This window comes from Paraburkholderia sp. JPY465 (assembly GCF_050436725.1).
Taxonomy (GTDB): Bacteria; Pseudomonadota; Gammaproteobacteria; order Burkholderiales; family Burkholderiaceae; genus Paraburkholderia; species Paraburkholderia youngii.
Map to the genome: position 1 here is coordinate 2,701,067 of NZ_JBNDMT010000003.1, position 14,232 is coordinate 2,715,298.

The 14,232-nt window shown below is 59.7% G+C and carries 13 protein-coding genes; all 13 read right to left on the reverse strand.

The features are described from left to right. Positions 1-13 precede the first annotated feature (13 nt). Complete coding sequence (locus QFZ94_RS27115; RefSeq protein WP_429460719.1) at positions 14-925, reverse strand: glycosyltransferase; 912 nt, start codon at positions 923-925, stop codon at positions 14-16. 115 nt (positions 926-1,040) lie between these two features. After that, entirely contained in the window at positions 1,041-1,871 is an 831-nt protein-coding gene (locus QFZ94_RS27120; RefSeq protein WP_368624235.1) for an SDR family NAD(P)-dependent oxidoreductase, read from the reverse strand. Further along, positions 1,790-2,998, reverse strand: coding sequence for a glycosyltransferase family 4 protein (locus QFZ94_RS27125; RefSeq protein ID WP_429460721.1), 1,209 nt, complete (start codon positions 2,996-2,998; stop codon positions 1,790-1,792). The genes QFZ94_RS27120 and QFZ94_RS27125 overlap by 82 nt, the downstream gene beginning before the upstream one ends. 139 nt (positions 2,999-3,137) lie before the next feature. Next, a complete protein-coding gene (locus tag QFZ94_RS27130) occupies positions 3,138-4,292 on the reverse strand; it encodes a 2-deoxy-scyllo-inosose synthase (RefSeq protein WP_368585877.1) in 1,155 nt (384 codons plus the stop codon). Positions 4,293-4,339: 47 nt separating this feature from the next. Further along, positions 4,340-5,311 carry a glycosyltransferase gene (locus tag QFZ94_RS27135; RefSeq protein WP_152850832.1) on the reverse strand — a complete coding sequence of 324 codons (972 nt, stop codon included), beginning with the start codon at positions 5,309-5,311 and terminating at the stop codon, positions 4,340-4,342. Further along, on the reverse strand, positions 5,308-6,564 hold the full coding sequence (locus QFZ94_RS27140) for a glycosyltransferase (RefSeq protein ID WP_368585876.1): 1,257 nt from the start codon (positions 6,562-6,564) through the stop codon (positions 5,308-5,310). Before QFZ94_RS27140 ends, QFZ94_RS27135 begins: the two co-directional genes overlap by 4 nt. Beyond that, positions 6,557-7,678: a non-hydrolyzing UDP-N-acetylglucosamine 2-epimerase gene (gene wecB / locus QFZ94_RS27145; RefSeq protein WP_368585875.1), complete on the reverse strand. Its 1,122-nt coding sequence runs from the start codon at positions 7,676-7,678 to the stop codon at positions 6,557-6,559. The genes QFZ94_RS27140 and wecB overlap by 8 nt, the downstream gene beginning before the upstream one ends. Then, positions 7,675-9,249: a polysaccharide deacetylase gene (locus QFZ94_RS27150; protein WP_429460725.1), complete on the reverse strand. Its 1,575-nt coding sequence runs from the start codon at positions 9,247-9,249 to the stop codon at positions 7,675-7,677. The genes wecB and QFZ94_RS27150 overlap by 4 nt, the downstream gene beginning before the upstream one ends. Continuing rightward, on the reverse strand, positions 9,246-10,640 hold the full coding sequence (locus QFZ94_RS27155; protein ID WP_368585873.1) for a phenylacetate--CoA ligase family protein: 1,395 nt from the start codon (positions 10,638-10,640) through the stop codon (positions 9,246-9,248). The genes QFZ94_RS27150 and QFZ94_RS27155 overlap by 4 nt, the downstream gene beginning before the upstream one ends. 101 nt (positions 10,641-10,741) lie before the next feature. Then, a complete protein-coding gene (locus QFZ94_RS27160; RefSeq protein WP_321576738.1) occupies positions 10,742-11,509 on the reverse strand; it encodes an ABC transporter ATP-binding protein in 768 nt (255 codons plus the stop codon). A gap of 1 nt (position 11,510) precedes the next feature. Continuing rightward, positions 11,511-12,332, reverse strand: a complete 822-nt coding sequence (locus QFZ94_RS27165; protein WP_152850837.1) for an ABC transporter permease — start codon at positions 12,330-12,332, stop codon at positions 11,511-11,513. Position 12,333: 1 nt separating this feature from the next. Further along, the gene (locus QFZ94_RS27170; RefSeq protein WP_321576734.1) at positions 12,334-13,749 is read right to left on the reverse strand and encodes a mannose-1-phosphate guanylyltransferase/mannose-6-phosphate isomerase; all 1,416 of its coding nucleotides are present in this window, start codon (positions 13,747-13,749) and stop codon (positions 12,334-12,336) included. Positions 13,750-13,762: 13 nt separating this feature from the next. Continuing rightward, positions 13,763-14,224, reverse strand: coding sequence for a hypothetical protein (locus QFZ94_RS27175; protein ID WP_429460728.1), 462 nt, complete (start codon positions 14,222-14,224; stop codon positions 13,763-13,765). Positions 14,225-14,232: the final 8 nt, after the last annotated feature.

Here is a 14,232-nt window from a genome sequence, read left to right on the forward strand (position 1 = left end):
CGAGCAGGATGGATTATCCGAGCAGTGACCGGTAGCAACGCACGATTTCAGGCATGACGAGCGGCCAAAGCAAACGATGGCGCGCAGCCCATATCGAGCGATCCGGCGACGATGCGATGGCCGCAGCAATCCCCGCACGCAACGAGTCTCTTGACTTCGGATCGACCCAGGTGACGGAGTCACCGAAATATTCTGTCGTGGAGCCGACTTGCGTCAGCAGCACTTTGGCGCCCAGCGCAGCGGCCTCAATCGCAGCGATGCTCGGCGTCTCGAGCAGGCTCGGCATGGCGAAGAACTCGCAACCGGCCATCGCCGAGCGCAACATCTCCGACGCGTACGGAAGCGTTCCAACGATTTTCAACTGATCGCCACCCGCCTCGATACAGGCACGTGCGTATTGCTTGTCGCGCGCGGCCCCGGCGATGACGAACTGCAGGTCAGGCCGCTCTTCGCGCAACACCCGAATAAACTCGAGCTGGTTTTTGCGCGGCTCGAGATTCGCAACATTCAGTACAAACGGGCCATCGATATCGTGAGCTTCGCGAAACACGTTGGTGTCGGCGGGCACGAGAAAATCCGCCTCGGCGGCGTTGTACACGCAATGAAATTTTTCGCGCGCGATGCCGAAAACATCGCTCAACGCGTCGCCTTCCATGTGCGAATTGACGATCACCCGATCAGCCAATTCCAGGATATTCCATATCGCCGCATAGGGATAGTCGTCTTTCGTCTCGCGCGTGATCCACAGGTTCGGATTCACGACGAGCTTGAGCCCGCGCTTCTTCGCGAAATCACACATTTCGACAACGCCGGGCATGACCGAGAACGCGTGGAAGATCTGATAGTCATCCAACGAGGGGTTCCACATGTCGTACAGATCGGCCTGCACGCCGAACCGCGGCAGGTGATGCGCATACGCCGCCATCTGCCGCTCACCGCCGCCGGGGACGTCCATCGCCCAAGGGTAGTTGTAGAAAAGCGCTTTCATTCATTGTCCCGAGTCAACGCGTCACGAGACGCAACAATTGTTATTTGCAGAATCACGACTGGTTCCACACCGTATGCATCAACCAGTCACGCCCCGTCACACCCGATGCCTCATCCGAAACAAGAAACGCCACCAGGTTGGCCACTTCGGCTGGCGTATTGAACCGCTTCAACTCGAGCGGCGCACAGGTTTCTTCATAAAACTGCTGCGCGCTGATACCTCGTTCGGAAGCCATCCGTTCGATATCCTTGAATGACATCTCCGTGCCCACCCAACCCGGACACACAGCATTCACGGTAATGCCTTCGGCGCCCAGCTCTTTCGCCCAGCATTTCGTCATGCCGATCAGGCCGAACTTCGACGCGCAATAGGCCGAATAGCCGGCCCGGCCTTCCTGCCCAAGTTGCGATGCAATGTTGACGATACGTCCCGGACGCGCCAGCCGAGCGATCAGGCCCTTCGTCAGCAGATATGGGCCGATGAGGTTGGTGCCCAATACTTCGTCCAACGGATCGTCGCCACTGTCCAGCAGGCCGAAGGTCTTGCAAATCCCGGCGTTATTGACAATGGCCCACAGTTCATCCCGCCAGCTGCTCGCGAATCGACTGACCGCCTGGGCGTCGGCAAGATCCAGCGCATGAACGCGCGCCTGCATATCGGTCACGAACGGCTCGCCGCGAAGTGCGTCTGCCGATGCTTCGCTGCTCGTCAACAGGTCCAGAGCATACCCCTTCCCTGCCAGCGTTTGCGCGATCGACAGCCCGATGCCGCGACTCGCACCTGTCACGAGAATGCGTTTCGTCATGTTCCGATACTCCAGAAAAATTCGTCGCCGCGCATCTTTCCGACTGCGCGCATCAACTGCATCGCCGACTCGGGCCACGACAGCACTTCCATGTTGTCCGGAAAGAGTATCTCGCCGTTCGCGCGCTGGCTGATCCACTGCTGAAGCAGCGCGTGCAACTCAGTGTGCGACGAACCGGTGAAATAGGTCGCCGCATCTGCGCAAATTTCGCGGAACACCGGAATGCTGCGGGCGATCAACGGAAGCCGGTAGTGCGCGGCCTCGACGAGCGGCAAGCCGAAGCCTTCGGCGCACGACAGCGCAAGCAGCGCCGACGACGCCATGTACACTTCTCTCAGATACTCGTCGCTAATGCCGTCGAGCCAGAACAACTGCCTGCCCAGGCGCGGATGGGTCTTGAGCCGCTCGATCAGCCGCTCGATCTTCCAGCCCGCCCGCCCGACGAAGACCAGATTGACGTCTTTGCCTTCGGCCCACAGTGCCTCGATCGCATCGAGCGCCAGTTCATGCCCTTTGCGCGGTTCGAGCGTGCCCACCATCAGGAAAGTCGTAGCGGACTTGAGGCGCGCCAGTACTTCGCCAGCTTCTGCTGGCAGTCCAGTCGAGGGAATGCTTTCCGCGATGTCTGAACCGAGATGGAAGTAACCTAGCTGAGGCGGCTCGGGGCGCCTCAACGGATGTTGCCTGATCCATGCCTGCACGTCGGTTCGCACCGACTCCGAGATACAGATCAGTCCATCGCCTTCCTCGCTGACGCAATCGAACCAGTAGTTGAAAAGCTGCAGGTAGTCATTGCCTTCGAACCAGGCATTCGTCCCTTCGAACCATTCTGGGTACATCAGAGGTATCAGGTCGTAGACGACGAAGTAAATGCCGACTCCGTGCGAGCGAAAACGAACCAGTTCCTCGCGCAACGACCGCGTGATGTTGTACGCGAGGTCGACGCTCAGAAAGATGTCGCCCGCAGCGGGCTCGATCGCAATTTCGTCGGGCGATTCCGGTTGCCCTGTCAATTGGTGCTCAGCCAGAGAAGTCGCCGTCACGAACCGGCCGCTCGAGCCGTCGCCACGTACGGCCACTACTTTCCAGTCTTTCGGAGGTCGCTGCCTCAACGCTTGAAGCAATGCCCGCGTGACCCGCTGGATGCCCGTGCCCTTGTCGAAGCCGGCAAGTTCGGTCACGTCAAAATATAGTCGATGGCGCATGAACCGTTCGTATCAATAGTGTGCTTGACGTTGTCCCCAAAGGAATCCATCGTCTATCTGGGTTGTCGCCCCCATCTACGCAAAGTCCGGCATCGCGTGTGACTCGATGCCGGACTCGCGCACAACCCGTCGACCGCAGTTAGCTGACGCGCCGTGCGTCGCGCTGGCCCTGCTGGCGATTCTTTTCGATGGCTTCGAAGATCACGGATTGCTCAATGTAGTGACCGAAGTTGCCATTGTTGGTCGGCGCCATGACGCCGGCCGTCCGGACGAGACCCATATAAGCCTTGCCGCTCAAAAAGTGCTTGTCATAGCGGATTTTTTCCCATAGATCCGACAGCGAGAAAGCTTCCGGTACCGTGGTGGGCAAGCCCATACGGCGGAACACGTCGTAATGTAGCTCGACCGTTTCCTCGTCGGACAAGCCGAGCAGCAATGCCACTTCCGCCGATACGCACATGCCGATCGATATCGCCTCTCCGTGGTACACGTCGCCCTCGGACAGGTGTTCGACGGCATGGCCGATCGCGTGCCCGTATTGCTTGAGCGTTTCATCGTAATCCGAATCGAGATCGCCGCTCATCACCTCGAGCTTCAGTTCAATCGACTTCTTTACAACTTCGGTCAGGAAGTCCGGATCCACCAGATGCTCGCTGTTGGACATCAGGTACGACAGGAATTTGGTGTCCTGACAGATCGCATGCTTGATCGTTTCGGCAAGGCCGTCGCGAATCAGACGAACGTCGAGTGTTCGCAGCACGAGCGGATCGACCACGATCTTCGACGCCGGGTAATAACTGCCGATCAGGTTCTTGCCGTGATCGAAGTTGATCGCCTGCTTGAAGTCGATCGCCGCGTCCACCTGCGACAGCAGGCTCGTCGGAAAATGCACGAGGCCGATACCGCGATACAGCGTCGAGGCGAGAAAGCCCGCGAGATTGTTCACCACGCCGCCGCCCAGACTGAAGATCACGGAATGCTTGTCGAATCCGTAGTCGAGCGCCTTCTCGACCAGCTGAGAGTAGATCTTGAAGCTCTTTGAGGCTTCGCTTGCCGGCACGACCAACGTACGCACCGACCGCCCCGAGCGCTCGATTCCTTCGAGCACGCGGCGCAGGTACAGCTTTTCCACATTCTTGTCCGTCACCAGCAGGTGCTTGGACTCTTTCCGGATGTGGTTGAACACGCCCATTTCGTCGAGATGACGCAGGGAATCCTTCTGAACAATGACCTCGCTAACCAGCCTCTTGTCAGCGTGGAAATTGAAGTGGCGTACGTCTGTCTGGTCGCTCATATGAATCTGATGCACGGCAGCCCGTGCCGAATGAATTGAAGACGCGGTTAAGACCGCACGCGCAAGACCCGGACCAACGGCTCCAGACATTGCGGCATCAGGTACTGGTTGTGTACATTGCGCTGCAACTGGGGCGACACCGGCGTATTAAGCGCCGCTTCGACGCCCTTCTGGATCGATTCGGTCGACATCGGATCGACCTGATGAACCAGTTCGTTGCCGAAATGCTCTTGCGTCCACGGCCCGCTCGACAGCACCATCGGTACGCGTGCCAGCGCCGCCTCGAACGCGGAGAAGCCGGCGGGCTCGAGCGACACTTCGATGAACGCCTTGCAGCCGCGCACAGCCGAGCGAAGAATTTCCGACTTCGGCGCCAGGTACGGGAGGAACTTGAAGTGCGCCGGCGCGGCTTTCACACAAGCTTCGTAATATTCGCGGTCGCGGTAGTCGCCTACGAATACGAGCGGAATTCTGGAGTCGCGCAGAGCATGGATAGCCGCAAGCTGGTTCTTACGCTCTTCGATGATACCGACCGACAGCAGATAATCGTCGACCTTATAAGCCTGTTTGAAGAGATCGCCGCTGATCAGCTCTTCGAAGCAGGAATCAGCGCCCCAACGACAAAACGCGACTTTCGACTGGTCGACGGGAACGTGCGCGTTGACATTCTCAAACTCTGATTTCGACTTGAAAACGATCATGTCGGCCAGAGCGAAGAACGCCGCGGCGGAATTCTTCTCCCCTTGCGACGGCTCCTTCGACCACCACAGGCTCGGCATCAGCACGAGCTTCTTGCCCTCCGCCTTGACTTCGCGAACGAATTCCATGCCGGTTGGGATAACGGAATAGTGCAGCACGACGTCGTATTTGTTCAGCGGTTGGGCCGTCGGGCCATACAGGTCCGCTCGCACACCAAGCTGCCGCAGGTTCACCATCAGGTCGACGAGTTCGAGCTCACCGCCGCCGCGATGCAAGAACGCAGCCGGATAAGTGGTAATAAGTACACGCGAATCGGTCATTCAACGCTCCATTTAATGTCGCCAGCCAACGGGTCGGTGCTCGACTCGACCGGCTCGGCCCATACCAGATCCAGCATTTTAGCGGTTCGGGCATCCCAGGTATTATCGCCCACGTATTGGCGCGCCTCCACGGGATCGAGCCTGCCGCGTTGCAACTGCCGCTCGATAGCGGCGATGAACGCTTCGGGCGAGCCGCCCACCTCCAGCCCCGCGAGGCGTTCCTTCGTAAAGTCGAGCGGCGTCGCGACGACCGGCAGCCCGGCCGCGAGGTACTCGAAGAACTTCATCGGAAACATCGACCGGGTGTAATTGTTCAGCAGCGTCGGCAGCAGGCCGACGTTCATGCCTCGCAAATACGAGGGCAGTTGCTGATAGCTCCGATACCCCAGGAAATGAACGTTCGGCAGCGCCCTGAGCCGCGCAACCATTTCGCTTCGCTGACCTTCCCGCTCTTCACCGATAAAAATCCACTGCCAGTCCGGTCGCCGTTTCGCCGCTTCGTGGATCAGCGGAAAGTCGACCTTAAAGTCCGACAGCACACCGTGATAAATCAGCCGGGGGGCGGGGATCGATGCGACATCGGGCGGCAGTTCGCTTCCTTCGAATGCTCGCCCGAAATGGCGCGCATCCACCACATTCGCGAAGTAATGAGTGTTGGCGTTGTAGCGCAGACAGTGATCGCGAAGCGCGACTGCCGTGGTGAAAACGGCCTTGCTCTGCGCCAACAATTGCTGCTGCGCGACATCGAAAGCCTCGACGTCGACGCCCGGGATGGCCGCCAGATCGTCCACACAGTGATAGACGAAGGCGCCATGCGGCAAGTCTTCGATCGCGCCCAGCATGAAAGGGTGATACGTCCAGACGAGCGGATCGGCAAACCGATGCTTCCGCGTGAACCGGGCAATGCTCCATTTCAGCAAGGCCTGATTGAACATCCGGAACATCGGCATGTGATGCCTGGCCGGAATCATCAGTGGCGATAGGACCCAGACGTTTTTCTCGCGCTGCGGTGGCGCAACGAAATTCGAACGCAAGCCGCTCCACAGCCGCCGCCAGATTCTTGCCCAATCCTTCCCGCTCGACACCTTCGGCGAGCGCAGCCCCGGACTTTCCACATACAGCACGCGCCAGCCATTCTGCGCGAGGATATGCGCGGTGTGCTGCTTGTTCGTCCAGTAGGGTTCGTCCCAATCGGCGGTCGAAAACAGAATGCAATCGGTCGTTCGCCGCCTGGCGTGCACGCCCTCACCCATTGAAGGCCTCGACTGCATGATCCAACAGGCTCGCCACCATACGTTCGGAGGCGCGACCATCTCCATACGGATTCGGCCGGTTGCGCAGCGCCCGGCGCCGCTCCGGATCGTCGAGCCAGTCGATCACCGCGGCTTCGATGCTTTCCGGACGCTGACCGGCAAGCGTCGAGAAGCCGGCATCGACGCCTTCCCTTCGCTCGGTATGACTGCGCATCACGACGACGGGTACGCCGAAGGTCGGCGCCTCTTCCTGGATGCCGCCCGAATCGCTGATCACCAGCGCACTGCGGCTCATCAGGTACAAGCTGGACGGGTAATCGACGGGCTCGATCAGTGCGAGATTGCGAATGTTGCCGAGTTCTTGCATGACCGGCTCACGCACGGCGGGATTCAGATGGACGGGGAAAACCCATTGGTATTGCCCGTATCGGCTGCACAACGTGCGTAGCACATGGCAAATCCCCAGCAGCGTGTCGCCGAAATTCTCTCGCCGGTGACACGTCACCAGGATCGTCTCGCGGCCTGCCTCGCCGCCCGCAGGCAGCACCAGACTCTGCGATGCGCGCTGCCACGAATCGCGCGCCATCATGATCGCATCGACGACGGTATTTCCGGTCACCATGATCTTCGAGTCGTCGATGCCTTCGCGCAGCAGATTTTGCCGCGCGAGTTGCGTAGGTGCGAAATGACGGCTGACGATGCGGCCAAGCAGACTCCGATTGGCTTCTTCGGGGAACGGGTTCTGCAGGTCACCGGTACGCAGGCCGGCTTCCACGTGGGCGACCCGAATGCCCCGGTGAAACGCCGCGAGGCCCGCGCAAAACGCCGTGGTCGTATCACCTTGCACGACGACCCAGTCAGGCCGCACGCGGGAGAATACCTCGTCCATTTCCGTGAGCAGACGCGCCGAGAGGATGTTCAGCGAACTGCCAGGGCTCATCGTTTCCACACTGACATCGGGCACGATGCCGAAGAAATCCAGTGCCTGCGCGAGCATTTCGCGATGCTGGCCGGTCGCGCACACGATCGTATCGACCTGCTTGCGCAGTGCCGCGACGACGGGCGCCAGCTTGATGACTTCGGGGCGCGTCCCCATGACGACCATGATTTTCATGTCAGGCGTGTCCCGTTCAAGGCTTGCACCGATTCGCCCTGCCATTCGAGCGTCATGCCATACGGCGTCGGCGCCGCCGCCGAAAGCTGCACGCGCCACGCTCCGTCATCGGCAATCACATTGGCCAGCGATTTCGCGCGCAGGAAATCCATTGCGTCGTCTTCGTGCATGAAGAGCGGCTTGCGAGCCCGCGCCTGCATATAAGCGATGAACTGCTGGTGCGCCTCGATTCGCGCATCCTCGTCTGGCCAGCCATATTGATACCGCTCGGAGAATGGATGATCGAGATAGCCGAATAGCGTGTGACTGTCGAAGGCCAGATCGAAAGCCTGTTTGAATACCGCGAGCGGGTCGCCCGAAGCCAGCATGCAGTCGCCATGCAGCATCGTTTGCTGGCTATGGCCGATGAACCCGGCGGGAAGGCCTGCAAGGCCACCACCACGGGCTATCAGGAACTCGGGGTCGTTGCGGATGATGCCGCCGATACAGCCGGCGTAGCCCGCATCCGATAGGGCCGCGAGCGCATAGGGCGGACTTTGGTGAAAGGGCGATACGGCATACCGCACCGGCTTGCGAATCACCTCTTCAATGAGCCGCATGGATTCGCTGCCTTCGACCAGTGCGGCCTCCAAAGAGCCGCCCCAGTTGGGCGCGTGCGTCGCTGTATGCGACAGGATTGCGGCGAGCGGATCGGCGGCCAGTTCGCGCAGGATTCTGTGATTAGCCTCGTTGCCGAGATTGCTCGTATGCACGGCCAGCGAGAACGGAACGCCGAGACGGCGGTACGCATTCCACAGCGGCCGTGCCGATTCGACGTCCTCGTCGCAATCGAGTCGTGAAGTGATTGCCGCATCGTGGCCCCAAGGAATCTCTGTGAGCACAGGCTGGCATGCGGTTCGATCGCTCCGATGCGATGACACGAAGTTTTCGACCAGGCGCCATTCGAACGAATCGATGGGTCCAACTGGCCGGTTGAACCACAACACGCTGGCGGCATGGCGTTCCCACAGCGCGGCATAGGTAAAACCGCGCTCGTCGTCGATATCCACCGAAGCGAGACGGCAATCTTGCGGCGCGTCGATCGGTGCGCTGGTCGCCCAAATCGAGCCGTCTGCGCGAATGGCCCCGAAGCCGAGGTTGTTCCACTCGTCGGTAAAGTCAAAGCGCTCGAACGGCCGGAGCCACGCGCGCCCGCCAAGTTGCGACGCGCGTTTCGTATAACGCACGACGGCGCGGCTTTGCGCGGTCTCGCGACTGGGAGCCGAAGGACTGCGCGCTGCCTGCTGGAAGCCGTCCGGCCAGGGGCGTTCCTGGCAGCCGAGCTCGCTTGCCAGCGAAAGAGGCAGCCGCCCGAATACGATGAGCTTGTTGCGCGGTTTGCCCAACCATTGCACCAGCGCATCGCCCCATGCATCGGGAACGTCGACGGCCGTAACGATCGTCGCTCCAAGATCGCGCAACATGCCCGGCGAAATGGCGCGAGCACCGGTCGAGCTGACCGAGCGGCGCAGTGCGGCCAGCACATACTCGCCGGCTTCCTTCGAGGCGCAGGAGTGGAGTACGCCGATCATGCGGTCACCACATGGCGGAATTTGGCCCGGCGTCCGACGCGAAGGAGTTCGCCGTGACCGACATACGAAATCGCGAAGGCGTCCTTCCAGTAACCCTTCAGCTTGCGCGTCGTATCCTCCTCGTTCGCCCACGGTTCGAGCACGATGCGCAGTGTCGGCGGAGAAGTGCGCAGGTCGATCTGGAACTCCTGGATGCCGCCGACGCGATGGTCGAGCATGTCCTGAATATGGTGCGTCGGATGTGCGACGCCGTTGATCGGAACCACATCGTGAATTCGCCCGACGACGTCGGTCAGGAACAGACCGGTGCTGCGTTCTTCGACGGTCGCGAGGTCGCCCGTGGCATAGCGGATCAGCGGCATCAGGCGGTTTCGGAAACCGGTGAAAACCAGTTCATTCCTGCCGTCCGCGCCGTCGCCCGCATCGCTGGGGACCGGACGGTTTTCCGGCCACCCCTCGGATTCGAGGATCTGGAAACCGTTCTGGTGTCCATCGAGCTCGTAGGCCATCACGCCCAGCTCTGCCAGACCGTAGCGATTGATCACGCGGCAGCGCAGCGCTCTTTCGATCACTTCGCGCTGATGCGCCTCGAGCAGCTCCCCGCTGGATTCGAATATTTCGAAGGCTTTGCCGGTTTGGTATTTGCGCTCGATATAGCATGCGAGCGCGTACATCGTCGACGGGTGGCCATGCGCGAGATAAGGCCTGCGTCGCTTGAGCGTGCGCCACATCTCCTCGAGTCCTTCGTCATCGATCCGATCGAAAAAGATGTTGCTGCGGTTCATCGCGAAGCATTTGAAATCCTCGCGCGATGGCCATTGGGGCACGACCTCGTCGGGAAACCGGCAGGCGAAATGCAATTCGGATCGGTAACCGCGCTTGCCTGCGCGGCGTCGCGCGTAGAACGTGACGGCCGACGAATAGTCGGCGGCTTCCTGGTCGTAAAAGATCGTGCAGGACAATCCCGTCGAACCGCCGGTCTTGCAGGCGTGATGGCGCGTACCTTCAAGCGGGCGAGAGAACAGGCGTGCGCCCTGCTCGCGAATGACGTCCTTGGTCAGATACGGGAGTTCTTCCAGATAGCGCGGGTCCTTCCCTGCCTTGATGGGATCGAACTGCTTTTCGCGAAACAGATCGCGATAGTAAGGAACGTGCTCGCCAGCGAATTGCAGGATCGATGTGAGGCGCTCAAGCGCGATGCGGCGCCGCGCTTCGAATGGCAGCTGGTAGTGCCGACGGAGTTCGGCGATCTTCGGCCGCACGCTGCGCTTTTCCCGGCTTTCGGCAATCGGATAGGCGACGTATGCGCCTGCAACGCCCTTCAACAGGCGGAACGGTTGATGCAAAAACAACGATTCGCCATAGCGAACCAGAGGGTGATCTGCGCGCATGGATGCATGCCTTAGCTTTGCCCCGGTTTAGCAGGAGCCGAAATAGAATAAGCTTCGAGCCACGCGGCCCGGACGGGCCGCGGCCTTTCGCTTGACACAGGTCAAACGGACGAAGCCGGAAGGCTCAGAGCTTCCGCTTCCACCGGACGAACCACCGGTTCGTCCGCTGTCACTTTCCCATGCTCGAGGCTGATCTTGCGGGTGCAGACCCGCTCGATCAAACCCGGATCGTGCGTTGCGACGACCACGATGGATGCATTACCGACAAGCGTCTCGAGACGTTGCGCAGCCTTGACGCTGAAATCGGCGTCACCGACGCTCAGCCATTCGTCCATAATCAGAATGTCTGCTTCGATGCTGGTCGAAATAGCAAACGCAAGCCGCAGCATCATCCCGCTGGAATACGTTCGAACCGGCAGATTCAGGTATTCGCCGAGATCGCTGAATTCGGCAATTTCATCGATTTTGGCTCGGATCCTGGCCGGCTTCAAACCGTCGATCACGCCTCGCAGATAGATGTTTTCGAAGCCGGTGGCATCTGGATCGAGGCCCATCGACACATCGAGCAGCGAAGCAATCTTGCCACGCACCGTCAGCTTGCCACGCACCGGCTCATAGACGCCGGAGAGCGTTCGCAACAACGTCGTCTTGCCGGAGCCGTTGTGCCCGACGAGTCCGACGCGCTCACCGTCCTGGAAGGTGAAATTGAGGTCGTCGAGAGCCCGTACGATCGCGTGATGGCCGGCATCCTGCCCGATGCGACCGCCCGTCGTCAGATTCAGCACAGCCTTTTTCAGAGAACGATGAGAATTCTCGTAAATCGGGAACTCGACGTAAATTCCCTCGGCAACAATAGATGAACTCACGATATCAAAGCCAATAGGGAACGCGATTGCGAGCGCGACGCATCAGGAACTGCGAAAAAGCAAAGCCGACGATCAGCAAGCCGATCGACCAGACCCACGACTCCCAATGGATCGGGCGGCCGGTGATCGGCGCACGCACCGTTTCGATCAGGTGATACAGCGGATTGTATTCGGCAACCCATGCACGGTCTTTCAGGATTTCCGGCGACCACATGACAGGGGTAAAAAAGAAAACCACCTGAATGAGATTGGTCACGATCGGCGGAATATCGCGGAAACGCGCACACAGCACACCCAATGTGACACCAACCCAGATGCCATGCAGCAGCAGCATGAACAACCCGATAGGCACCAGCAGGAACTCGAAAGTTGGCCAACGACCGAAGACAATCAGCAGAACCACCACGACGGGCAGGCTGTGCAGCAGAATCACGAAATTGCGCCACACGATTCTGCACACATGAATGGTCAGCGGTATGCGTATCTGCTTGATCAGATAGGATGCGCCAATGAACGCATTGCAGCCCTCGTTCGCGACTGAAGACAGATAGCCCCAGATGACCAGCCCCACGGCCAGATAAGGCAGATAGTCCTCGACGTTCTGGTGCAGCAGCGTCGAGTACAACGCGCCCAACACCAGAACCATGATGGCCGTGCTGAGCGTGAACCAGAACGGGCCGATGACCGAGCGGCGGTAGCGCTGACGAATGTCGTGCCAGCCGAGCGTTCCCCACACGCGCACGGACCTGATTCCGACCGCCAGGTCATCGCTTCCGCTATGAGCTGCAAGGTCGGACTTGCCGCGATCGATTGCTGCTATGTCCATCTCAGGCCCTTCCGTACACGTCCTCGAAGCGGACAATGTCGTCCTCGCCGAGGTATTCGCCACTCTGCACCTCGATCATCACGAGACCGATCACGCCAGGGTTCTCGAGCCGATGCTTGTGGCCGGCAGGAATATACGTCGACTCGTTGGTCGAAACGAATAGCGTGTTCTCGCCGTTGGTCACCTTCGCCATGCCGCTGACGACGATCCAGTGCTCGCTACGATGATGATGCATCTGCAGGCTGAGACTGGCGCCCGGCTTGACCTCGATGCGCTTGATCTTGAACCGCGACGCGTCTTCGAGGACCGTATAAGTACCCCATGGCCGATGTACCGTGCGATGCAACTTGTGCGCCTCATGGCCGCGGGCCTTGAGTTTCGAATAGATGTGACGAACGTCCTGCGCACGGTCCCGGTCCGCCACGAGCAGCGCATCCGGCGTATCGATCACGATCAAGTTTTGTACACCCACCGCACCGATGACCCTTTCGCGGCTCATCAAATAACAGTTCTCGACGTCGTGCAGCATCGCATCGCCTTCTACCCGATTGCCGTTGCCATCGGGCTTGCACAGATCGCTGAGCGCGGTCCATGAACCGATGTCGCTCCAGCCGATAGAACACGGTACGACCGCCGCCTTATCACAACTCTCCATGACTGCGTAGTCGATGGAATCATCCGGTACGGCGCTGAAGGTTTTCGGTTCGAGTTGAACCTGCGTCCAGCCGTTGCCCTCGGAAATGCGGGAGACCTTCATGCAAGCGTCGACCGCCTCGACGATTTGCGGACAGTGTCGACGCATCTCGCTCAGCATGGCGGCAGCGGTGAAACAGAACATTCCCGAGTTCCACAAGAAACGCTCGCAGGCCACATATTCGCGCGCCGTTTCAAGCGGCGGCTTTTCAATAAAACGCACGACCGCGTTGCCGTCCGCCTCGATGTATCCGTAACCCGTCTCGGGCCGGTCAGGCTGGATACCAAACGTTACAATTTTACCTTCCTGCGCGAGCGCCGTTGCGCGCTCGACGGCAGCCGCAAAAGCGGCCTGGTCGGAGATGAGGTGGTCGGCGGCCAGCACGAGCATGACCGCGTCCGGGCCTTTCTTTCCGGCGATATGGAGAGCGGCTGCCGCAATCGCAGCGGCGGTGTTGCGGCCGAAAGGCTCGCAGATGAACGACGCGGCCACATTGTCGGTATTCACCTCGCGGAACTCGTCCTCGGCTTTGAAAAAGAGTTCGCGGTTCGCGACCGTCAGAACCTCATTCACATGCGGCAGAGCGACAGCCCTCAAGAAAGCCTTCTGCAGCAGACTTTGTCCATCCGAAAGACGAATGAAAGGCTTGGGGTGCAGCTCACGGGAGACCGGCCACAGTCGGGATCCCGCACCTCCGCATAGGATGATAGGTGTCAAACTCACAAATTCCTCTCTGTCAACTTTGGAAGCGGCGCTTCGCAGTCTTGATATTGGTGCGGCCAAGGGTTTGACGGGTGCGCGTTGCGCAAACCAAGTTCATACATTCGGCCGCTTTAACCTCGAACGAATTGATCATTCTATCGTACGGCGTAGGGCGCTGAACACAGCGAAGGGATTGTAGGGCCGCATTGACACTGGCGGAGCGTGGCAATGCTACAAATTGCAAGCGGCAGAAACCCGAGAAGCGGTAAATAACGGACCGAGTCGTGCCGCCGCGCCCGGTTTCGACGAACGTCGCCACGCTCAACAGTGAATGATGCGTTCCGTTGTCGGCCCGCATACCTAGGCCCATGAACTGGAGGCGTGACATGGTGGCATCCACATCCCGCAATTGAACGGTGTTTCGAATTTGTTGCGAATGACGGTTCGGCATCTGCAGCGATGCCCCCGGTGCGCTGGAATCCAGATTGCCTACCATCCGGCGTG